The organism is Sporosarcina sp. FA9, assembly GCF_051550205.1.
GTDB lineage: Bacteria > Bacillota > Bacilli > Bacillales_A > Planococcaceae > Sporosarcina.
Genome location: NZ_CP188819.1, coordinates 1,923,831 through 1,946,775, shown reverse-complemented (window position 1 = coordinate 1,946,775; position 22,945 = coordinate 1,923,831). Strand labels below are relative to the sequence as shown.

The window sequence follows — 22,945 nt, the reverse complement described above, 5'->3', positions numbered from 1 at the left end:
TAAATGGGAAGAGAATATGATGTTGTAATCTTAGGTGGAGGAACAGGCGGTTATGTTGCGGCAATTCGTGCAGCTCAGCTTGGCTTGAAAACAGCGCTTGTTGAAAAAGAACTATTAGGCGGTACATGTCTGCATAAAGGATGTATTCCTAGTAAAGCATTATTAAAAAGTGCAGAAGTATATGATCTTGCAAAAAATCATGCGGAAAACTTTGGCGTAAATACGAGTGAAGTAGTTCTTGATTTTGGCCGAGTACAGGCACGTAAGGAAAAGATTGTCTCCCAGCTTCATCAAGGAGTAACTTCTTTGATGAAAAAAGGTAAGATTGATGTATTTGAAGGTCTCGGTAGAATGCTTGGACCGTCTATTTTCTCCCCAATGCCAGGAACGATTTCCGTTGAGATGACAAATGGTGATGAAAATGAAATGCTCATATTAAAACAACTAATCGTGGCAACAGGTTCCAGGCCGAAATCATTACCTGGTTTAACGATTGACGAAGTGAATGTGCTTTCTTCTGATGGAGCATTATCAATGAAAACGCTACCAAAGTCGATGCTTATTGTCGGTGGAGGTGTGATTGGAATTGAGTGGGCGTCTATGTTAAATGATTTTGGTGTAGATGTGACCGTAGTTGAATATGCGGAAAGAATTATTCCTACTGAAGACGAAGATATTTCAAAAGAAATGAAAAAACTTCTTTCGAAAAAAGGCATAACATTTGTCACAGGAGCGAAAGTTCTTCCTGAAACATTTATTCAAAATGGCGATTCTTTAACAATCTCAGCAGATATTGATGGCGAGGCGAAAGAATTTACTGCTGAAAAAATGCTTGTGTCAATAGGACGTCAAGCGAATGTTGAAGGAATTGGTATTGAGAACACCGAAATAGAAGTAGTAAATGGATTTATCAAAACAAAGCCTACTTATCAAACGAAAGAACATCATATTTATGCAATTGGTGATGTTATTGGCGGTTTACAACTTGCGCATGTCGCTTCACATGAAGGAATAGCAGCTGTTGAACATATCGCTGGATTGAAGAATGAAAAAATCGATTATACAAAAATTTCACGTTGTATTTATTCAAGTCCAGAAGCTTCTAGTGTGGGGCTTACAGAATCCCAAGCAAAAGAGCAAGGTCACACTGTTAAAATCGGGAAATTTCCTTTCATGGCAATTGGTAAAGCGCTCGTAAATGGCAATTCAGATGGATTTGTAAAAATCATTGCAGATAAAGATACGAATGACATATTAGGCGTCCATATGATTGGTTCGCATGTTACGGATCTAATTTCAGAAGCAGGTCTTGCGATGGTACTCGATGCAACGCCGTGGGAAGTAGCAAGTACGATTCATCCACATCCTTCTCTCTCAGAAGTCATTGGTGAAGCAGCATTAGCCGTAGATGGTATCGCAATCCATATGTAAACAACTCGCAATTTTTTAAGGGGGAGTATGAAAATGGCAAAAAATCGTCATGAAGAACTTGGCTTGACAAATGAGGACGTATTAGCAATTTTTGAAACAATGGTCCGAGCACGTCGAATAGATGAGCGTATGTGGTTGCTTAACCGCGCGGGAAAAATACCGTTCGTTATATCGTGTCAAGGTCAAGAAGCAGCACAAGCTGGCGCTGCGTTTGCTTTAGATAAAGATAGGGACTGGATTGCACCTTATTACCGTGATATGGCGGTTGTTTTGCATTTTGGTATGACTACGAGAGAACTTATGCTTTCCGCATTTGCGAAAGCGGAGGATCCGAATTCTGGTGGTCGTCAAATGCCGGGACATTTTGGTCAGAGAAAAAACCGTATTCTAACAGGTTCGTCACCGGTAACTACACAATTGCCCCATGCAGTTGGTGTTGCACTTGCCGCGAAAATGAAAAAAGAAGACTTCATTACGTTTGTAACTCTCGGTGAAGGTTCATCCAATCAAGGAGATTTTCATGAGGGTATGAACTTTGCTAGTGTTCATAAGCTTCCCACAATTATTATGGTTGAAAATAATAAATATGCAATTTCTGTTCCCATTGCAAAACAAATGGCATGCGAAAACGTCTCCGATCGTGCAATTGGTTATGGTATGCCTGGTGTAACCGTTGATGGAACAGATCCACTAGAAGTGTATCGTGTTGTTAAAGAAGCGGCGGATCGTGCGAGACGTGGAGAGGGTCCAAGTCTGGTTGAAACAATTTGTTATCGACTGACTTCGCATTCTTCAGATGACGATCATAGACAATATAGACCCGCTGAAGAGCTTGAAAATGAAAAAAAGCTTGATCCAAACGTAACTTTCGCAGCGTACTTAAAAGAAGTCGGCGTATTGAACGATGAAATATTGCAAGATATTGAAGATCGCATTATGCAAGAAGTTAACGAAGCGACAGATTATGCAGAGAAAGCACCATATGCGGTTGCTGAGTCAGCACTTTTACATGTGTATGCTGAACAAGGGGGGAACGAATAATGGCAGTAATGTCTTTTATTGATTCAATCACGCTTGCGATGAAAGAAGAAATGGAGCGAGATGATAACGTATTTGTAATCGGAGAAGATGTTGGGCTTAAGGGCGGAGTGTTTAAAGCCACACAAGGGCTTTATGATCAATTTGGGGAAGCTCGTGTCATTGATGCACCTCTTGCTGAATCAGCAATTGCAGGTGTTGCTATTGGTGCGGCGATGTATGGTCTCAGACCAATTGCAGAAATGCAGTTCGCTGATTTTATAATGCCTGCGGTCAATCAAATCGTATCCGAAGCGGCTAAAATCCGTTATCGCTCAAATAATGACTGGAGTTGCCCTATCGTTATCCGTGCGCCATTCGGAGGCGGAGTCCACGGGGCACTTTATCATTCACAGTCTGTTGAAGCGATGTTTGCTAGCACTCCTGGTCTTAAAATTGTCATACCGTCAACACCGTATGATGCAAAAGGTCTTTTAAAAGCTGCGATCCGTGATGAAGATCCCGTGCTGTTTTTTGAGCATAAACGTGCTTATCGTTTGATTAAAGGGGAAGTTCTAACGGATGATTATGTTTTGGAGATTGGTAAAGCCGATGTAAAACGTGAGGGCGATGATATTACGATTATCACTTACGGACTCTGTGTCCATTTTGCACTCCAAGCTGCTGAACGCTTAGAAGAAGACGGTGTTTCTACACATATACTTGATCTTCGGACTGTTTATCCACTTGATAAAGAAGCTATTATCGAAGCTGCTTCAAAAACAGGGAAAGTTCTTCTTGTAACAGAAGACAATATGGAAGGGAGCATCATGGGTGAAGTAGCTGCAATCATTTCAGAAAACTGCTTATTTGATCTTGATGCTCCAATTAAAAGAATTGCAGGTCCTGATGTTCCATCAATGCCATATGCACCTACAATGGAGAAGTTTTTCATGATGAATCCAGACAAAGTTGAGAAAGCTGCTCGAGAACTAGCTGAATACTAATTTCACTCATGTTTATGTTGATTGAAGTGGAGAGTGGCGACTCCTGCGGAAACAACACAATCTGATAGCCCCGCAGGAGCGCGACTTTCGCGACGAGGAGATTGAAGATGTGTCCGCGGAAAGCGTCCACTCGGAACGGAAATCAATATTTTTGATAGTGCATTAAGACTGAAGTGAATGTGATTTTGGAGACGGAGGTAAGTTTATTGGCGATTGAAAATATATTAATGCCGCAACTTGGAGAAAGTGTCACTGAAGGCACGATTGAAAAATGGCTTGTACAAGTTGGCGATAAGGTAGAAAAATACGATTCACTAGCTGAAGTAAATACAGATAAAGTTACAGCGGAAGTACCTTCTTCATTTGCAGGCACAATTGTAGAGCTCGTTGCAACAGAAGGAGAAACACTTGATGTTGGTGCGATTGTCTGTGTAATTGAAACAGAAGGAGAAGCGTCATCTTCTGAAAAAGTGGAAGCTGCACCTGAAAAAACAGAACCTGCTAAAGAAATGCCAACAGAAGGATCGGTAAAACCCGCTTCCTCACCAAAACGTGAAAAAGGGGCGGCAGCAGGTCGTTACTCACCAGCAGTTCTTAGACTGTCACAAGACAATAATATCGATTTGTCACTTGTTGAAGGATCTGGTCATGAAGGACGGATTACTCGTAAAGATTTACAAGCAATTATCGAAAGTGGGAATATCCCACAAGCGGCACCTGTTGAAGTTTCTGTTCCAGAAAAAGCATCTCAGGCAGCTCCTGCAAAAACTCAAACACAAGTTCAGCCACAAGCTTCAATTCCAGTTATGGCTGGTGATATCGAAATTCCGGTTACAGGAATCCGCCGTGCGATTGCGAGCAATATGCTAAAATCGAAACACGAGGCGCCTCATGCTTGGATGATGATAGAAGTCGATGTAACGAATCTTGTGAATTACCGTGATTCATTGAAAAATGATTTCAAACAAAATGAAGGTTTCAATTTAACGTATTTTGCATTTTTCGTTAAAGCTGTATCGCAAGCATTAAAAGAATTTCCAATGATGAATTCGATGTGGGCTGGCGATAAAATTATTCAGAAGAAGGACATTAATATTTCAATTGCCGTTGCAACTGAAGATTCCCTTTATGTTCCTGTAATTAAAAATGCAGATGAGAAAACGATAAAAGGTATTGGAAGAGATATTCAGCACCTTGCTGGTAAAGTTCGTACTGGAAAGCTCAAATCGGATGAAATGCAAGGTGGTACATTTACTGTAAACAATACAGGATCATTTGGTTCTGTTCAGTCAATGGGGATTATAAATCATCCACAAGCCGCTATTCTTCAGATTGAGTCCATTGTCAAACGTCCAGTAGTTATTAACGGCATGATTGGTGTACGGGACATGGTTAATCTTTGTTTATCCCTTGACCATCGTGTACTTGACGGTCTCGTTTGTGGACGTTTCTTGGCACACGTAAAAGAAATTTTGGAAAATGTATCGCCTGAAACAACCTCAATTTACTAAAAACACTTAGCCTGGGCCTTGATACATCGGTTCCAGGCTTTTTCAACTTACAAAAAACAGAGTACTGATGTAAAATGAATATAAAATTAGTATTAATAGAAAGGATGCGAGGTCTTGACCATACATAAAATGAAAACGATCACATTCCAAGATACCGATTATGAAACATGGAAAGAAGTCGCTTTAGCATCTTTAAAAGGGCAACCGTTTGATCAATTAATTACAAAAACAATTGAAGGAATCGACCTTCAGCCCCTTTACACTGAAGAGGATCTTTTGAAGCAAGCAGATGGTGTACTTGCGCAATCAATTTCGGCAATACGCAATTCAAAAAATGAAACGGGTTGGATTATAGCACAGCAGCAGTATGCTAAAGATGGAAAAGCGTTTTTAGTGGAACTGAAAAACTCCATTGAAAAAGGAAATGGAGCAATTGTTTATGACGGTTCAGTAGCGCTGAAATGGGAACAAGACACGCTTACTGAAATTGCTCAGCTGCTTCCTGAATATCCAGTTTTCATCAAAAACGCCTCTGCTGATAATGCATTTTTAGAAGTATTCAACTTAGTTCCAACTGATCTAAGGGCAACGGTTCGAGGTGCAGTTTCCGCACTGAATTGGAGTAAACCTAAGGGCTATGTAAACGTTCGTGTTGTATGTGCAGATTTGTGGACTGTGCATCATAAAGGTGCAGACGCTGTAACAGAGCTTGCTCTAACGCTTGCACAAGCCGCGGAAAGTGCTAGTAGTTATAAGTCGTTCGATGAGTTTGCAAAAGATTTTTATGTGCGCTTTGCAATCGATACAAATTTCTTCCTGGAAATCGCTAAAATTAGAGCCTTTCGGGTTCTTTGGCATTCTTTCAGTTCCGCTTACAACGCGGAAAAACAAATACCTGTTCTGGTCCATGCAGAGACGTCACTTCGCTCGTATTCAAAATTGGATTCGTACGTGAATTTACTCCGTGCAGGTAATGAAACCTTTTCAGCGGTACTCGGTGGAGCGGACGTCGTTACAGTTCATCCGCATGACGTATTGACGGGAACAACTACAGCTTCAAGGCGTTTAGCAAGGAATATACAAATCGTTCTAAAAGAAGAGACCCATACTGGAAAAGTAATCGATCCTTCAGCGGGTTCTTATTATATAGAAACATTGACAGCGGAACTCGTTGAAAAAGCGTGGAAGTTATTTTTAGAAATGGATTCCTATGGTGGGTATATAAAATATGTTGATGGTCCACTTGAAAAAAGGTTGGAAGAATTGTCAGAGATTCGCCAAGATGAAGTTGCGAAAGGGAAAAAGTCTCTTATTGGAACGAATGTCTATGCAAATTTGGATGAAACACTATTGCCTGACGTAAAGGATTTACAAATAGAGGGACGTTTTGCTGAGCAATTTGAAAAGAGTAGAGTACTATATTCAACTTCTCAACCTAAAACTACTTTATTAACTTTTGGAGAATTAAAAGACTATAAAGTACGGGCCGATTTTGCGAGCGGTTTTTTAGCGACTGGTGGAATTCGGACGAAACAGAGTCCTGCATTTCAAAATGTACAAGATGCGCATAATTGGTTAGCTACTGAAAAGCTTGATTATGTAATCGTTTGTGCATCTCCGGAATATATAGATGAAGCAATGGATGAACTATTATTAGGTATGCCGAGTGAAATCGCTATAGATGTAGCGGGTAAATTCGATGAGAAGCGCTCAAAAGATTGGATTGAAAAAGGGTTATCTGGATTTATCTTCAGTGGACAGAACCGTGTTGAAAAGTTTTTAGAAATCAATAATAAATGGAAAGGTGCTGAAGAGAAATGATGAAGCCAGATTTTACGAAGGTAGACATAAAAGCTCTGAGTGTTTTACAATCCAATACTTCCTCTCAAGTAAGCGAGCCTTTCCTAACAAATGAAGGAATTGAAATTCAATCTGTTTACGATAAAAAAGACTTGGAAAACGTTTCTCATTTAAATGACTTTCCGGGAATTGCACCGAACACTCGGGGCCCATATCCAACAATGTATGTCTCAAGACCATGGACAGTTCGTCAATATTCAGGTTTCTCAACTGCCGAGGAAAGCAATGCGTTTTATCGGAGAAACCTAGCAATGGGTCAAAAAGGACTATCTGTCGCATTCGATTTAGCCACACATCGTGGCTACGATTCGGATCATCCACGGGTTACAGGTGATGTTGGAAAAGCAGGTGTTGCCATAGATTCAGTAAACGATATGAAAATTCTTTTTGACGGGATACCACTGGATCATATGTCTGTATCGATGACAATGAACGGCGCAGTTCTTCCAATCATGGCGTTTTATATTGTCGCAGCTGAAGAACAAGGCGTAACTCCCGAAAAATTAGCAGGAACCATTCAAAACGATATCTTAAAAGAGTACATGGTGCGGAATACATATATATTCCCACCGGAAATGTCGATGAAAATCATTGCAGATATATTTGAGTATACATCTACAAAAATGCCGAAATTCAACTCAATATCGATTTCTGGCTATCATATGCAAGAAGCGGGTGCGACTGCGGATATAGAACTTGCGTATACATTGGCAGACGGACTAGAATACGTCCGTACAGGATTAAAAGCAGGAATTGACATTGATTCATTTGCACCGAGACTTTCATTCTTCTGGGCAATTGGTAAAAACTACTTCATGGAAATCGCTAAAATGCGAGCGGCTCGTAATATGTGGGCACAGATGATGACGACATTTAATCCGAAGAATACAAAATCTCTCACTCTACGAACGCATTCACAAACATCGGGGTGGAGTTTAACGGAACAAGACCCATTCAATAATGTAACGCGTACACTAATCGAGGCAAATGCTGCTGCAATGGGACATACACAGTCCCTTCACACGAATGCACTTGACGAAGCGATTGCATTACCTACGGATTTCTCTGCTCGTATTGCTCGGAACACGCAGTTGTTTTTACAAGAAGAGACGATGATGACAAAAGTTGCCGATCCATGGGGCGGTTCGTATTATGTTGAAAAACTAACAGATGAGCTAATGGAAAAGGCTTGGGAATTAATCGAAGAAATCGAAGAACTTGGCGGAATGGCGAAAGCGATTGAAACAGGTCTTCCGAAGATGAAAATTGAAGAAGCCGCTGCAAAACGACAAGCACAGATAGACTCTCGTGCGGAATCTATTATTGGAATGAATAAATACCGGCTTGATGTTGAAGAACCGATTGACATTTTGAATATTGACAATTCCCTTGTGAGAAAGCAACAAATCGATCAAATCAATCAAATGAAAGAAACACGTGATCAAGCGGAAGTTACTCGTACACTTGAAGCATTGACAGAAGTGGCCCGTACTGGTGAAGGAAATCTACTTGCCTCTGCAATTGACGCGGCAAGAGCACGTACAACAATTGGTGAAATTTCGGATGCGATTGAATTGGTGTCCGGTAGACATAAGGCGGTGATTCGTTCCGTGAGTGGTGTATATAGTTCAAACTTCTCCAATACAGAAGAAATTGATGCAGTGAAACAAATGTCCGAAGACTTTTTGGAAAATGAAGGTCGACGTCCACGGATTTTGATAGCAAAAATGGGTCAAGACGGACATGACCGCGGGGCAAAAGTTATTGCTTCTTCTTTTGCAGATCTTGGTTTTGACGTGGACATCGGACCACTTTTCCAAACACCTGAAGAAACTGCTTTACAAGCCGCTGAAAACGATGTCCATGTGATTGGTGCAAGTTCACTAGCGGCGGGACATAGAACGCTTGTACCAGAACTGTTAGCTGAGCTTAAAAAAATTGGTCGAGAAGATATTCTTATTGTAGTTGGTGGAGTTATTCCAGCACAGGATTATGCATTTTTACGAGAAAACGGTGCGGCTGCTATTTTCGGACCCGGAACCGTTATTCCGGTTGCTGCACAAAAAGTAATCGAGGAAATATACCGCAGACTTGGGTACGAGGAAGTGGGAGACTAATGGATAAAAAAGACCATTTACCTGCAGATACTGCACTGAGTGTCATGGGTGGTATTACTTCATCACATGACGGCATGGCTTCTTCACCTCGTAAGCGTTTTGTGAAAAAGGACCGAACAATACCAGTAGATACGTTAACCGAAAAAATTCGTGGAAAATCTCGTCTTCATCTTGCAAAGGGAATTACTCTACTGGAAAGTATTACGGCGGCGGATAAAGAAGCGGGGCAAAAATTATTACTGAATCTGCTGCCGCTGTCAGGTAACAGTATACGAATCGGCATAACAGGTGTTCCAGGTGCGGGTAAAAGTACTTTTATTGAAGAGTTTGGGTTAATGCTTTGCGATGCAGGACATAAAGTGGCTGTCCTTGCAATCGACCCAAGTTCAACGATAACCGGCGGAAGCATTCTTGGTGATAAAACAAGGATGGAAGAATTAGCAAGGCATCCAAATGCTTTTATAAGACCTTCGCCAACAGCTGGAACTCTTGGTGGTGTTCATAAGAAATCGCGCGAAACGATGCTCTTATGCGAGGCAGCAGGCTTTGATATCATATTAATAGAAACGGTCGGAGTGGGGCAAAGTGAAACTGTTGTCCGTGGAATGGTCGATTTCTTTATGTTGCTTGTGCTAACAGGTGCTGGGGATGAACTGCAAGGGATGAAAAAAGGAATTATGGAATTAGCGGATGGAATCATTGTACATAAGGCAGACGGGGATAATCTTAGAAATGCGAAAAAAACAGTAAGAGAATATCGTCAACTACTCCATTTCCTGCAACCTGCGTCACCAGGCTGGACTACAACTTCACAACCCGTATCTTCCATAGAGAAAACGGGTTTAGAAGATGTTTGGAAAACCATTTTATCCTTTAAAGAACTAATGGACAGCGGTGGACATTGGGAAATGCGTAGACAATCCCAAACAAAAGACTGGTTCCTTTCGATGATCAACGACCGGCTCATCGACACCTTTTTCGCAGAACCCGGCAAGAAAGAGCAAGTAGCCGAACTGGAGAAGGCATTGCTTCAGGGGAACTTAACTGTGACAGGGGCTGTAGATCGGTTGTTTGGGTAGTAGGGAAGTAGTTGTCTAAATATATTGGAAAATAAATGACACAATTGTTCAATGTATAAAATTTCTAACAGATGAAGTTAAATCCTAAAGGAAGTGAAATTATTGAATTTGGGCAATCGAATCAAGAGAATAAGGCTGTCAAATCAGTTTTCACAAGTCGATGTTTGCCAAGGAATTATTTCAACCTCCCATTATAGCAACATTGAAAATGGACGATATCACCCTAACGTGGAGACATTATCTTTACTTGCACTAAAATTATCAGTTCCCGAATCCTATTTTAAAAATAGTTATGAAGAGTCAAAACAAATTCAAGAACTATTAAAGATATATGAACAAAAAATCGAGGCTGATGACACGGAAGAAACAAACTTTTTCTATCAATCAAATAAAGAACTTTTGGAGTTCATACCTTCTTTTAAACAAGAGTTTCAATTTCATCTTTTACGGTTTTTACACTTGGTTAAGTTAAGAGATTTGGCTGGAGTCATAGCGCTTTACACGGAAAAGATAGAGGTAATTCAGACACCCGAAGATTCTTTGAATGCTGAAACGCTGCAAAGATATTTCTACGTTTCAGGTTTGTATTTTTATTTCATTAAAAAGTATGATGCAAGCATTGACTACTTAAAAAAAACAATCGAAATTAGTATGGATCCATCATTTAGAGCAAAAATCACTTATAATTTATCTTTGGCCCTTTATAGTCAATACAAATACGACGAGGCTCTTCTGTATGCTAAAGAAGCAAAAAGTATACATTTGGAGATGCATAACTGGATAAGAACAGGAGAGTGTTATAATCTGATTGCCGTTTTATTAAGAAAAAAGAATAGGCCGACAGAGTCGGAAGAATATATCGAAAAAGGCTTTAGCATAACAAATGATGAAGCGGGTGAACTTCGGGCAACTCTTTATCATAACTTAGCACTAATTCGAATGGATCAAGGAAATTATAAAGCAGCCCTAGATAATATTAACACGTGCATTAATATAAATAAGAAAAACCAAAAAACTTATTTATTTGCCCCTTATCGAATAAAGTGCAAGATTTTATTATTGACGGAGGATATTTTACAGCTAATAAAAACAGTAGCAATTGTTTATAATTATGTCCGGTCTAAGACAGATGAAGCCCATTATCAATTTATTATGGCACAAATGGATTATTTGTTAGAAGACTATAGATCTTACGAGAATTCGATAAATAAATGTATTGATATTTTCCATACAGAAAGCAGCTGGAAGAATTTAAAAGATGCAGCGAAGCATTACTCGTTATTTCTTGAAGAACGAAAAAGGTATAAAAGTGCATTGGCACAACAAAAACTGTGCACACTGGCATTAGAAAAAATGAATAATTGGGGGTAAATCATGAAGAACTTAGTGATGATATTTTTAATTTCGGTTACATTTTTTTGTTTCAATGCAGTTCGTGAAGAAGTGGGTGCTAAAAATCCATTTGATGGAGATGCTGATGTTGGTTGGCCACAAAGTGGAATAATAATAAAATAAACTCTAAAGCGCGATTGGATAGGTTAGGTATCTAGTCGCGCTTTCACTATTTTTAGAGAGTAAAATAAAGCACATTGTTTGGTAGTGAAATCGATAAGTAACAAATGTATAGCGGTGTTCTGGGGGGAAATATGTTATATGTTATAACTGGATTGGTAATCTGCACATAAACACAGAAATAATTCGATGTAATCAATCATTTGAAATGACAGATTTACAAACATTTCGTTAAGAAAGTCGATTTAGAAATAGCTGTGTCGTATTTTATTGCCTCTAGACTAAAAGTTTATCGATTTTCAGATTTAAAATAGGTCTTTTAGAGGAAGTATTGTTTTTTTATAGTTTTACCTCTACTTAATTCGCTAAATTCAGTTTAACCGGGCTTGAGCTAAGAAACTATTGCTTAATCGGTGAAGTTAATCTAGTATTGGATGCGCTAAATAGAGAGAGTTCCCTGTACTATTGCTGAAATGCAAATTAACGAAACCATTGAATTAGTGTTACAATAAAAACATGTTGTACAATATTGTTAAAGGGGTTGCTTCCTTTAATAAAAAATACAAATTTGGAGGTAATCATGTGAAGAAGAAAATGCTTACTTTGGTTGTCATGATGTTTTCGATGATGCTTACGTTTTTGTTTGTTAGTTCTCCCGCATCAGCTAGCGTGAAAATCGATGGGGATCCCACCTCTGTCTTGACAGCAGCAGATGATAAAAGTTGGTTTTCTGGTGTGGAATCCTCCGAATTAGTGCAGTATCATTACTTTGAAAGAACGAGAAACAATCAACTATACCGTGGATACTTGACATTCAGTGGATTTGCAGTTGGAAGGTTGTACACGTATGAGGGTTATTTATATCGTTACCCTTTGTCATATCCGGTTCCGCTAATACAACCTGAACAATTGGCCGATTGACATAATTTAAGATGAGAGAATATAATCCCCATACTTAAAATGAGTATGGGGATTATATTCTTCGTTGTTGAATATTAAACAACTCAGGTCAAACTTTACTACGTTTGCCTCAGACTTTAACATCGCTACCATTAGGCGTGATATATTTGATAGAATCAGCTTATCATCTAGAAGCTTCGTCAGGTGGACGGTGCTTTTCAGGATTTTAGATCTAGGGAAAATTCCTTAGTACGAAGGAGCGTTATCAAAAGTTTTTTAAAAAAAGGGTGATCTATAATGAATCTTTTTAGATTTGAAATGCGTAAGTTGTGGAAACAAAAGAAGCTGCTTTGGCTTTTCGTCATTGTACTCTTGTGCATTGGCGGGATCTATTTGCAAAATTTTTCCCATGAATCGACAAAGTCAGAACGGGCAATTGAAAAAATTAAGCCAATGAAAGAAGAAGGAGACGGCGCATATCAATATTTGAAACAACTTCAAAGGGAAGGTTTATTCGAAGATCAGCATCCAGAGCAATTGAAACACATCAATGGCATCGGATTAGCCTTTTTTAATTGGACAAGTGCAATTCGTAATGAAGAATGGGACCAGATTCCCACTTTTGAAAAAGACTTTTTAATTAGTTTGGAAGCGTATGAAAATGTTGGTGGAGAATTCTTATCTTTACAGGGGATTGAAAGAGAAAAAGCAATCCAGAAAAACAATTGGCTTATCGAACACAATCTCTCCTATGAGGATGCGGTCTACTCCATATCTCCAGCACTAATTTTAAAAGAAGTAAGCGGTTTCTTGATGGGTTTTATAGGCTTATTTGTTTTACTACTCCTTTTTGGAACTACCATTACCGCGGAAATGGAACAACATACCTGGTTGACGTTAAAAACCCAGCCCATTCCCAAATGGAAATTAATCGTAGGGAAATATATGAGCTTACTCGTCGTAGTCATCTCTTTTTTTGCGATGGTGATTGGTGTTGGGTTGGTCCTACCACTCATTTTGGGTGGCTCTACACTGAACCTCGCGTATCCACAAGTTGTGACATCGGTAGATTCTGTTTCCGTTATTTCAACGTTTAATTATCTGGCTAGAAGTATCGTCTTGTTTTTATGCGCGATTACTTTTTCTTTTAGCTTGATTTTATTCTTGGGACAATGGCTGAAAAGTTCTGTCAGTGCGTTAATGTTGACTGGTTTAATCGTGTTGCTTGGATTCTTCGCGACAGACATGAATACTTCGCTTCAGTTTGCTTTGAATCCATTTCAATACTTTCGATTTTCGCACTTTTTAACAGAAATCCCCCACAACATGGATTGGCTGTATCCTTTCGGTGCGATAGTTTGGAGTTGCCTGTTCGTTTTTGCAGCTATATCACTTCCGGAAAGAGAAAAAGGGTTGCTTAGCCCCACAGAAAATAAAAAACCATTCAAGCATGGAAAAACAAAAAAGCAATGTCATTCTATATGGAATATATGGGTGTTCGAATGGCGAAAAATAAGGAGAAAGGGCTTGCTCAAGCAACTGTACACGATTCTTGCCCTTATCGTTATATTTGGGTATTTCGTTATTACTCAACAGGCACAGGAGAAAGAAAAGGAGTATTTGGTTGTATTGCAGGAAAGAGTTCTGGAGGCTGAAAATTGGATATCCTATGCTGAGCAGATGGTCGCTTTCTATCAAGACGAGAAAATGAACGCGGAAAAGTCTGGTGATGAATTTAATACCGCCTGGTACGGTGAAGAAATAGAGAGATATGAAAAGGATGAATTAAAATACCGTGGTACACTGGCCAAAAACAAATCCTCCCTTATCGGATACGAGGAAAAAAACTGGCTTCCTTTCTATGACTATCAACTTCATTGGAATCAGTATCTTGACAGCTCCGAACATACTACGCAAGGGGAACCAACCATTAGCCGATTAACGGTAGATGCCAGCATCGAGGAAAAAAAGTGGCTACTGGAACACAAAGTTCATCCAGTTTTTTCTGGAGAATATATTACGACAATGTACGATAGTTGGGGAAATCGACACAAAGAAAAGAAAGAATGGGAAAAAGAGAATCGAAAAATTGACAACAGCGGGCTCTTTATACTTCATCTTTATTTTGACAGTTATTTTTACTTCCTTCCTATGGTGTTGTTCTTGTTTTTAATAGGAGCCGGCTTTTCCAACGAGAAAGGAAAAAGAGCAACCCTTCAGTTTTTGAAAACGCAACCAATTGCCGAGAAAAAGATCTATCTTGGAAAGGGCATACAAGCAACGGCGATTGCTTTGCTCAGTAGTCTTGGTCTGTTTTCCTTCGTTATCTTGATTGCCACAGTCTTCAATCGATTTGGAGATTGGCACTATCCAATCATGCATTACGATAGTAAAGCCTTGGTGGAGTCTGAAACGTACACGGGAATTAAGTCTTTTGGCCAAAGAGGGTTTCATCTTGTTACATTAGGAGATCATCTAGTGGAAAGTATCGTCTTATTCCTTTGTGTTTTATTTTTACTTATCGGATTATCCATATTTTTATCCTTACTTTTCAAAAATCAATTAGCTGTTTTCGTTACTACGATATTAATTGCGGTTCTGGGATATGTAGGTAGTAGCCAATTGCCTTCCGAAAGTGCACATTTGTCACCTTTCACGTACTTCAATATAGCTAAGATCATAAACGGGGAAGTTTCCACGTTGGTGAACAATCCGAGCATTAATTTCCAAACAGGAAGCCTCGTGCTCTTGGCTGGAACATTGTTTCTCTTTGTGATTGGGTATTTGCTTTTGAGTCGGGGGACTAAAAGTAAAATAAAAAAATAATAGAATAAACACGAAATTTATTTTAAAATCATCCAATTTGTTGCCAATCAGTTTTTCTCGTTTAATGTGATTATGAATATAATATCCGTTTTCATAGTCGTTGTTATTCTAATACCGGCAGCATTTTTGACAGGGGAAAAATTATCTAAATTCTTTATGGAAAAGTGAGTGTTGATAATTACCAGGTAAAGAAACGATTGCACAATCGATGAAAATTCGTGAGCATTGGAGATTGAATTCTTTCATGTAAAAACTTTATCAAAGGGAGGAAGACAAATGATTTTATCCGTCAAAGACGTACATAAATCGTACGGTAAAGAAAAAGTGCTGAAAGGCATTTCATTTGAAATTGAAAATCCCCAAATTATTGCGTTGGTTGGACCAAATGGTTCTGGAAAATCTACGTTACTAAACATCATCACGAATTTATTAACAGCAGACAGTGGAAACATTACAGTCCTTGGAAAAATCAATAAAGATCCCGATATCTTTAAAGAAATCGCATTCATGCAGGACAACTCAGTTCTTTACGAGTATTTAACCGGTTATGATCATCTTCAGTTTATTGGAGATGTGCAGGGGATTTCCAGAAAGCAAATCACCGATACGGCTGACCGGATTGGGACATCCGGCTATTTGAATAAAAAGGTAGGTAATTATTCGCTAGGCATGAAACAACATCTTTTGCTGACAATGGCTGTTTTGAATGCACCAAAACTATTAATTTTAGACGAACCTTTAAATGGACTTGACCCGACTAGTGCAATTCGGGTACGAGAACTTTTAGTGGAATTACATAAATCCGGCACAACAATTCTTTTATCCTCTCACAACTTGGCAGAAATTGACCGAGTCACTTCGGCGATCTTATTTTTAAAAAATGGGGAATTAATAAAAGAAAATATTCTACAACATGAAAACATTTGTTATGAATTGGTTGTGAATGACATTGTGAAAGCACAAAATGTTTTAGAAGAAGCAACAATTCCAGTCGAACTTTCGGGAAGTAAGCTACGCATTTATATGGAGGGTTCTTCTTTGGGAGGGGTTTTCAGAATCCTAGAACAACACGAAATAAAGCTTCTGGATTTGGAGAAAATAGTTCTAGGTACGGAGGAGCGTTACCAAAAGATTTTCGGAGAAAAAGGTGATAAGTAATGAATCTCTTTCGATTTGAAATGCGTAAGTTGTGGCAACAAAAGAAACTGATATGGCTTTTCGTAATCGTATTTTTGTGCATCGGCGGCATCCTTTTTCAAAACTTTTCTCAACAGTCTACCAAGTCAGAACGCGCAATCGAAAAAATTAAGCCTATGAAAGAAGAAGGTGACAACACATATAAAAATTTGAAAGAACTTCAAAGGGGTGATTTCTTCGACGATCCGTTTCCACAGCAATTGGAACACATCAATGGAATCGGATTAGCGTTTTTTAAATGGACAAGTGCAATTTATAATGAAGAATGGAACCAGATTCCAACGATTGAAAAAGACTTTTTAATTAGTTTGGAAGCGTATGAAAATGTTGGTGGAGAATTCTGGCCATTACAAGGGATTGAAAAAGAAAAAGCAATCCAGAAAAACAATTGGCTTATTGAACACAATCTTTCCTATGAGGATGAGGCCATTTCCATATCTCCAGCACTAATTTTAAAAGAAGTAAGCGGTTTCTTACTAGGTTTCTTAGGTTTATTTATTTTACTCCTCTTTTTTGGAACTACAATTACTGTGGAAATGGAAAATCGTACGTGGTTGACGTTAAAAACCCAGCCCATTTCTAAATGGAAATTAATTCTAGGGAAATACTTTAGTTTACTAATCGTAGTCCTCCTTTATTTAGCGATGGTAATTGGTGTTGGGTTGTTTCTACCACTCATTTTGGGTGGCTCTACACTGAACCTTCAATATCCACAAATATTGACTTCGGTAGATTCTGTTGCCATCATTTCAACATTCAATTATTTGGCTCGAAGCATTGTCTTGTTTAGTTGCGCGATTGTATTTACTTTCAGCCTTATTCTACTTTTGGGCCAATGGGTGAAAAGTTCTGTCAGTGCGTTGATGTTGACTGGTTTAATTGTGTTGCTTGGATTCTTTGCGACAGACATGAACGCACCGCTTCAGTTTGCTTTGAATCCATTTCAATACTTTCGATTTTCGCATTTATTGGCAGGAATCCCTCATAACATGGATTGGCTGTATCCTTTAGGTGCAATTCTTTGGAGTTGTCTGCTCGTTATAACGGCTATAGTACTTCCAGAAAAAGAAACGGGATTGTTTAACTCTAGTGAAGACAAAAATCCCTTCAAGCATGGAAAGACAAAAAAACACCGCAACCCGATATGGAATATATGGATGTTTGAATGGCGAAAAATAAGGAGGAACGGTTTACTCAAGCAATTGTACATAATTCTTGCCCTTATCGTTGTGTTTGGCTACTTCATTATTTCTCAACAGGCACAGAAGAAAGAGGAAGTATATTTGGTTACATTGCAAGAAAAAGTTCAAGAGAATGAAAATATGATAACCTATGCTTTGCAAAATATCGACTCCTATCAAAATGAAAGAGAAAACGCGGAAAAAATTAGTGATGAATTTTATAGCAAATTCTATAGTGATCAAGTAGAGGTTTGGGAAAGGATAGAATCGTATTACATTGAAACGCTAGACAAAAATATATCTGCCCTCACCGGCTACGAGGTTGAAAATTGGTTCCCGTTCCATGACTATCAACTTCATTTGAATCAGCTCTACTACGACTCCAAAGAATTTGATCCTAATATGCGAACTATAGGGGAGGAGCCGACCATTAGTGAATTCACAGTAGATGCTAGTATTGAGGAAAAAAAGTGGCTACTTGAACACAAAGTTCAGCCGGTTTTTTCTGGTGAATTCATCCCGACCATTTATAGCAATTGGGGGAATCGGGACAAAGAAAAAAAAGAATGGGAAGAAGAGAATCGCAAAATTGACAACAGCGGATTGTTTATTCTTTTTTTATATTTTGATCAGTATATTTACTTTATTCCTTTACTGCTGTTCTTGTTTTTACTAGGAGCCGGCTTTTCGAGCGAGAAAGGAAAAAGAGCGACCCTACAGTTTTTGAAGACGCAACCGATTTCTGAGAAAAAAGTCTATCTCGGAAAAGGTATTCAGGCAACGGTGACTGCTTTGTTTAGTAGTGTCGGTCTGTTTGCCTTCGTTATCCTGATTGCCACGATTTTCAATCGTTTTGGAGATTGGCACTACCCAATCTTACATTACGATAGTAAGGCTTTGGTGGATTCGGAATCATATGTGGGAATTAAATCTTTTGGCCAGAAGGGGTTTCACTTTGTTTCATTAGGAGTTCACTTGCTTGAAAGCATTGCTCTATTCCTTTGTATTTTATTGTTTATCATTGGATTATCCATTTTCTTATCCTTGTTTTTCAAAAGCCAATTGGCTGTATTCGCTACTACAAGTTTAATCGTGGTGTCCGGATATATTGGGAGCAGCCAGCTGCTTACGGAAAGCGCTCATTTATCACCATTCACGTACTTAAATATTGCGAAGATCATGAACGGTGAGGTTTCCACGTTGCTGAACAATCCGAGCATTAATTTCCAAACAGGAAGTCTTGTGCTCTTGGCTGGAGCACTGTTTCTCTATGTGATTGGGTATTTGCTTTTGAGTGGGAAGACTGAGAGTAAAGCGAAAAGTAGGGTGATGGGTCAGTGAAAAGAGATTATGAAATTAGGCATATTTAAACTTGCGGGTAATTTGTTCGGTTTTTTACTTGCAAGTCCTTTGCAAGAATTTAAACCTACTGATATGATAAAGATGTAAATAGGAAGGAGTTTTTATGATGGCTATGGATTTTAATATGTTAATGAACGATACAGTTAAACAAGCTCGTACAGATATGGATGAAAGCGGGTATGAGCAATTACTTTCACCTGAACAAGTTGAGGAAGCTTTTAAACGTTCAGGTACAACTCTTGTAATGATAAACTCAGTTTGTGGATGCGCAGGAGGAATCGCACGTCCGGCTGCAAAGCACTCTGTACATTACGACAAACGTCCAGATCATTTAGTTACAGTATTTGCTGGGCAAGATAAAGAAGCGACTGCACAGGCCCGTATGCTCTTCGGAGAAGATCATCTTCCATCTTCACCATCTTTCGCAATGATGAAGGACGGTAAGTTAGTTGCTGAGATTGGTCGTTACGAAATTGAAGGTCATGACCCGATGTCTGTAGTACGGAACTTGCAAAGTCAGTTTGATGATTTTTGTGAAGAACTATAAACAGGGGCAATATAATGTAATATAAAAAACTGTCTGTATACGCAAATGCGTTCACAGACAGTTTTTTTTATAAAAGATTACTGTTGCATCATCATTCCAAGTCCCATTCCAAGACCTGATAATAACATTGCACCAACCATTACATAAACAATTATCTTTTGTGTTTTTTTATTACTCACTGAGCAAAACTCCTTATTCATTATACTTTCATTTTAACAGAAATTTTTGATTTGACAAGATGGCGAATTGGTCCGCTAGATTGTACAATAGAAGTAAGGGGTGGTTTGGATGGAAAAAGTCGATCATATTGGTATAGCTGTGACCAACATGGATGAAACTATTAACTATTATATACATACTTTAGGTTTAAAATTGATTGCGATTGAAAAAGTTGAAAGTCAAAAAGTCCGTGTTGCATTTATTGATGCAGGGAACATTAAGCTTGAGCTTTTAGAGGCGATTGGTGATGATGGACCGATATCAAAATTTATCGCTAAGCGCGGCGAAGGTGTTCACCATATTGCATTTGGAGTAAGCGATATCCGAACGCGTTTATCTGAACTGAAAGAAAAAGGGGTACAGCTTTTGCAAGATGAGCCGAAGCTAGGTGCTGGTGGTGCTGAAGTGGCTTTCCTTCATCCTAAATCATCCTATGGAGTTCTGTACGAATTATGCCAAAAAAGCAGTAAGGGGATTGAGTAAATGAATATTTACGATAAAATAAACGAATTATATGACCGGAAAAGAGAAATTGAACTTGGCGGTGGTGATGAAAGAATTGATAAACAACATGAAAAAGGAAAGTTGACGGCTAGAGAACGTATTGATCTGTTACTTGATCCCGATACTTTTTTTGAGTTGAATCCATTTGTTACTCACCGGACGAGAGATTTTGGAATGGACAAGCAAGTACTTCCAGGCGATGGTGTCGTTACGGGGTATGGTAAAATTGACGGTAAAGCTGTTTATTTGTTTTCTCAAGACTTTACGGTATTTGGTGGTGCACTTGGGGAAATGCATGCTATGAAAATTGCGAATGTCATGGATCTCGCCGCCAAAAATGGTGCTCCTTTCATTGGACTGAACGATTCTGGAGGTGCGCGTATTCAAGAAGGTGTCGTTTCACTTGATGGATATGGACAAGTGTTTCATCGTAACGTGATTTATTCGGGCGTAATTCCTCAAATATCAGTCATTCTAGGTCCTTGTGCGGGTGGGGCGGTTTATTCGCCGGCAATTACTGATTTTGTCTTTATGACGGATAAAACGAGTCAAATGTTCATAACCGGTCCAAAAGTAATTGAAACGGTCACAGGTGAAAAAATTTCGTCCGAAGAACTTGGCGGTTCAAAGGTACATAACTCAATTAGTGGAAATGCGCATTTTCGTGGACCCGATGAGAAGACTGTTCTGGAAAGCGTTCGTAAATTACTTTCCTATTTACCACAAAATAATGAAGAAAAACCGCCGATTGTGGAGTATGATGAAACAGATGACTATCGTGCAGATTTAGCGGAAGTTGTTCCGTACGAATCGATCCGGCCGTATGATGTCCGTAGAGTTGTTGAACAAGTTGTAGACCTTGATTCGTTTATGGAAGTACAACCTGAATTTGCTCGAAATATCGTAATCGGTTTGGCGCGTATAAAAGGCGAAACGGTTGGTCTCGTTTGTAACCAACCTCGTGTAATGGCGGGCGGACTTGATATTAATTCATCAGATAAAGCCGCTAGATTCATCCGCTTTTGTGATGCTTTTAATATACCAATCATTACATTTGAAGATGTAACCGGATTTTTCCCGGGCATTAAACAAGAACACGGTGGAATCATACGACATGGTGCTAAAATTTTATATGCTTATTCTGAAGCAACAGTTCCTAAAATGACTGTGATTTTAAGAAAAGCGTTCGGTGGTGCCTATGTTGCATTGAACTCAAAATCGATTGGTGCGGACGTTGTTTTCGCTTGGCCGAATGCGGAAATAGCCGTTATGGGGCCTGAAGGTGCTGCAAATATCATTTTTGCACGGGATATTGCAAATTCGGATGATCCAGAAGCGATGCGTGCCGAGAAAATCGAAGAGTACCGAGAAAAATTTGCAAATCCATATGTTGCAGCGTCACATGGTATGGTAGACGATGTCATTGATCCGCGTGAGACTCGCATCAAACTAATCCAGGCACTGGATATGATGCGCAACAAAAAAGAGTCACGACCTAAAAAGAAACACGGTAATATTCCGTTATAAGGGGAGAATTATTTTGAATAGAGAACGATTATTAGAAGGGTTTTTTGAATTAATTCGAATTGATTCTGAAACAAAAGATGAACGTAATATAGCCGACCATTTAACTAAGACAATGGAAAGTTTAGGGTTTGATGTAATTGAAGATAATTCCGACGACGAAAATGGACACGGTGCTGGAAATTTGGTGGCATCAATGAACGGTACTGTTAAAGATGTAGATCCGATTTATTTCACATGCCATATGGATACCGTAGTACCAGGCTTGGGCATTAAACCTGAGTTACGCGATGATGGTTATGTGTATTCCGATGGGACAACAATTCTTGGTGCGGATGATAAAGCTGGAATCGCAGCATTGTTTGAAATGATTCGTACTGTAAAAGAGAAGAAAATTCCACATGGTGACATTCAATTCATTATTACAGCAGGGGAAGAAAGTGGCCTTGTGGGTGCGAAAGAACTGGATGCTACGCTTATTACAGCTAAGTATGGTTATGCAGTAGATAGTGACGGAAAAGTAGGTGGAATCGTTACTTCTGCTCCTTTCCAAGCAAAACTTTGGACGACGATTAAAGGGAAAACAGCTCATGCTGGTGTCGCACCCGAAAAAGGAATTTCTGCTATTAATATTGCTGCTAAGTCCGTTGCTGCAATGTCATTGGGAAGAATCGATTCAGAAACGACAGCTAATATTGGTCGGTTTGAGGGTGGGCAGGCTACAAACATCGTCTGTGATGAAGTGAATATTCTTGCTGAGGCACGGTCGCTTGATCCTGTAAAATTAGATAAACAGACTGAACATATGAAGGAAACATTTAAAGTAACCGCTGAGAAAATGGGTGGAGAAGCGGATACTGATGTAAAATTTATGTATCCTGGCTTTAAATTTACTGAAGAAGATCAAGTTGTTAAAGTAGCAATGATGGCTGCGAAAAATATTGGTCGGACACCTGAACTTCTTGCGAGTGGTGGGGGTAGTGACGGCAATATCTTTAATGGTGCAGGAATCCCAACCGTAACATTATCTGTTGGTTACGAAGAAATTCATACTAAAAATGAACGTATGCCTGTGGAAGAACTCAATAAGTTAACAGAAATGCTTCTTGAAATTATCAATGTGACAGTAGAAAATTCGAAGGGAGAATAAG

At 39.1% G+C, this 22,945-nt stretch carries 18 protein-coding genes; 17 read left to right on the top strand and 1 reads right to left on the bottom strand.

Annotated features, from left to right (window positions below):
* Nucleotides 1–3 precede the first annotated feature (3 nt).
* From lpdA to ACP8HH_RS09425, 14 genes are all read left to right on the top strand, one after another.
* Nucleotides 4–1,431, top strand: a complete 1,428-nt coding sequence (gene lpdA, locus ACP8HH_RS09490) for a dihydrolipoyl dehydrogenase (RefSeq protein WP_438310639.1) — start codon at nucleotides 4–6, stop codon at nucleotides 1,429–1,431.
* Between the two features lie 33 nt (nucleotides 1,432–1,464).
* Complete coding sequence (locus tag ACP8HH_RS09485) at nucleotides 1,465–2,472, top strand: thiamine pyrophosphate-dependent dehydrogenase E1 component subunit alpha (protein ID WP_438310637.1); 1,008 nt, start codon at nucleotides 1,465–1,467, stop codon at nucleotides 2,470–2,472.
* Complete coding sequence (locus ACP8HH_RS09480) at nucleotides 2,472–3,455, top strand: alpha-ketoacid dehydrogenase subunit beta (protein ID WP_438310635.1); 984 nt, start codon at nucleotides 2,472–2,474, stop codon at nucleotides 3,453–3,455. Before ACP8HH_RS09485 ends, ACP8HH_RS09480 begins: the two co-directional genes overlap by 1 nt.
* 206 nt (nucleotides 3,456–3,661) lie before the next feature.
* The gene (locus ACP8HH_RS09475) at nucleotides 3,662–4,966 is read left to right on the top strand and encodes a dihydrolipoamide acetyltransferase family protein (protein WP_438310633.1); all 1,305 of its coding nucleotides are present in this window, start codon (nucleotides 3,662–3,664) and stop codon (nucleotides 4,964–4,966) included.
* 114 nt (nucleotides 4,967–5,080) lie between these two features.
* The gene (locus ACP8HH_RS09470; protein WP_438310631.1) at nucleotides 5,081–6,787 is read left to right on the top strand and encodes a methylmalonyl-CoA mutase family protein; all 1,707 of its coding nucleotides are present in this window, start codon (nucleotides 5,081–5,083) and stop codon (nucleotides 6,785–6,787) included.
* A complete protein-coding gene (scpA, locus tag ACP8HH_RS09465) occupies nucleotides 6,784–8,943 on the top strand; it encodes a methylmalonyl-CoA mutase (protein ID WP_438310629.1) in 2,160 nt (719 codons plus the stop codon). Before ACP8HH_RS09470 ends, scpA begins: the two co-directional genes overlap by 4 nt.
* Nucleotides 8,943–10,022 (top strand): methylmalonyl Co-A mutase-associated GTPase MeaB, encoded by a 1,080-nt coding sequence (meaB, locus tag ACP8HH_RS09460; RefSeq protein WP_438310627.1) that lies wholly within the window; start codon nucleotides 8,943–8,945, stop codon nucleotides 10,020–10,022. Before scpA ends, meaB begins: the two co-directional genes overlap by 1 nt.
* 93 nt (nucleotides 10,023–10,115) lie before the next feature.
* Nucleotides 10,116–11,393, top strand: a complete 1,278-nt coding sequence (locus tag ACP8HH_RS09455; protein ID WP_438310626.1) for a tetratricopeptide repeat protein — start codon at nucleotides 10,116–10,118, stop codon at nucleotides 11,391–11,393.
* A gap of 3 nt (nucleotides 11,394–11,396) precedes the next feature.
* Nucleotides 11,397–11,537 (top strand): hypothetical protein, encoded by a 141-nt coding sequence (locus ACP8HH_RS09450; RefSeq protein ID WP_438310624.1) that lies wholly within the window; start codon nucleotides 11,397–11,399, stop codon nucleotides 11,535–11,537.
* Between the two features lie 579 nt (nucleotides 11,538–12,116).
* Nucleotides 12,117–12,455, top strand: a complete 339-nt coding sequence (locus ACP8HH_RS09445; protein WP_438310623.1) for a hypothetical protein — start codon at nucleotides 12,117–12,119, stop codon at nucleotides 12,453–12,455.
* Nucleotides 12,456–12,731: 276 nt separating this feature from the next.
* Entirely contained in the window at nucleotides 12,732–15,260 is a 2,529-nt protein-coding gene (locus ACP8HH_RS09440) for an ABC transporter permease subunit (RefSeq protein ID WP_438310620.1), read from the top strand.
* A 276-nt stretch (nucleotides 15,261–15,536) separates the two neighbouring features.
* Nucleotides 15,537–16,418: an ABC transporter ATP-binding protein gene (locus ACP8HH_RS09435; RefSeq protein WP_438310619.1), complete on the top strand. Its 882-nt coding sequence runs from the start codon at nucleotides 15,537–15,539 to the stop codon at nucleotides 16,416–16,418.
* Nucleotides 16,418–18,979, top strand: coding sequence for an ABC transporter permease subunit (locus ACP8HH_RS09430; protein WP_438310618.1), 2,562 nt, complete (start codon nucleotides 16,418–16,420; stop codon nucleotides 18,977–18,979). Before ACP8HH_RS09435 ends, ACP8HH_RS09430 begins: the two co-directional genes overlap by 1 nt.
* A 127-nt stretch (nucleotides 18,980–19,106) precedes the next feature.
* Nucleotides 19,107–19,547 (top strand): BrxA/BrxB family bacilliredoxin, encoded by a 441-nt coding sequence (locus tag ACP8HH_RS09425; RefSeq protein ID WP_438310616.1) that lies wholly within the window; start codon nucleotides 19,107–19,109, stop codon nucleotides 19,545–19,547.
* Nucleotides 19,548–19,624: 77 nt separating this feature from the next.
* Here the strand turns inward: ACP8HH_RS09425 and prli42 are convergent, their stop codons facing one another.
* Nucleotides 19,625–19,726 (bottom strand): stressosome-associated protein Prli42, encoded by a 102-nt coding sequence (prli42, locus tag ACP8HH_RS09420; RefSeq protein WP_438310614.1) that lies wholly within the window; start codon nucleotides 19,724–19,726, stop codon nucleotides 19,625–19,627.
* A gap of 109 nt (nucleotides 19,727–19,835) precedes the next feature.
* Between prli42 and mce the strand changes: the two genes are divergently transcribed.
* The 3 genes from mce to ACP8HH_RS09405 are packed head-to-tail and all read left to right on the top strand — an operon-like array spanning nucleotide 19,836 to nucleotide 22,944.
* Complete coding sequence (gene mce / locus ACP8HH_RS09415; RefSeq protein WP_438310612.1) at nucleotides 19,836–20,249, top strand: methylmalonyl-CoA epimerase; 414 nt, start codon at nucleotides 19,836–19,838, stop codon at nucleotides 20,247–20,249.
* Entirely contained in the window at nucleotides 20,250–21,797 is a 1,548-nt protein-coding gene (locus ACP8HH_RS09410; RefSeq protein ID WP_438310610.1) for an acyl-CoA carboxylase subunit beta, read from the top strand. It begins immediately after the preceding gene.
* A 13-nt stretch (nucleotides 21,798–21,810) separates the two neighbouring features.
* A complete protein-coding gene (locus ACP8HH_RS09405) occupies nucleotides 21,811–22,944 on the top strand; it encodes a M20/M25/M40 family metallo-hydrolase (protein ID WP_438310608.1) in 1,134 nt (377 codons plus the stop codon).
* Nucleotide 22,945 lies beyond the last annotated feature (1 nt).

Bases quoted from the DNA above. Each gene is read 5' to 3' on its own strand.
- lpdA (WP_438310639.1), top strand. From the start codon at position 4: ATGGGAAGAGAATATGATGTTGTAATCTTAGGTGGAGGAACAGGCGGT.
- ACP8HH_RS09485 (WP_438310637.1), top strand. From the start codon at position 1,465: ATGGCAAAAAATCGTCATGAAGAACTTGGCTTGACAAATGAGGACGTA.
- ACP8HH_RS09480 (WP_438310635.1), top strand. From the start codon at position 2,472: ATGGCAGTAATGTCTTTTATTGATTCAATCACGCTTGCGATGAAAGAA.
- scpA (WP_438310629.1), top strand. From the start codon at position 6,784: ATGATGAAGCCAGATTTTACGAAGGTAGACATAAAAGCTCTGAGTGTT.
- meaB (WP_438310627.1), top strand. From the start codon at position 8,943: ATGGATAAAAAAGACCATTTACCTGCAGATACTGCACTGAGTGTCATG.
- ACP8HH_RS09450 (WP_438310624.1), top strand. From the start codon at position 11,397: ATGAAGAACTTAGTGATGATATTTTTAATTTCGGTTACATTTTTTTGT.
- ACP8HH_RS09440 (WP_438310620.1), top strand. From the start codon at position 12,732: ATGAATCTTTTTAGATTTGAAATGCGTAAGTTGTGGAAACAAAAGAAG.
- ACP8HH_RS09435 (WP_438310619.1), top strand. From the start codon at position 15,537: ATGATTTTATCCGTCAAAGACGTACATAAATCGTACGGTAAAGAAAAA.
- ACP8HH_RS09430 (WP_438310618.1), top strand. From the start codon at position 16,418: ATGAATCTCTTTCGATTTGAAATGCGTAAGTTGTGGCAACAAAAGAAA.
- ACP8HH_RS09425 (WP_438310616.1), top strand. From the start codon at position 19,107: ATGGCTATGGATTTTAATATGTTAATGAACGATACAGTTAAACAAGCT.
- mce (WP_438310612.1), top strand. From the start codon at position 19,836: ATGGAAAAAGTCGATCATATTGGTATAGCTGTGACCAACATGGATGAA.
- ACP8HH_RS09410 (WP_438310610.1), top strand. From the start codon at position 20,250: ATGAATATTTACGATAAAATAAACGAATTATATGACCGGAAAAGAGAA.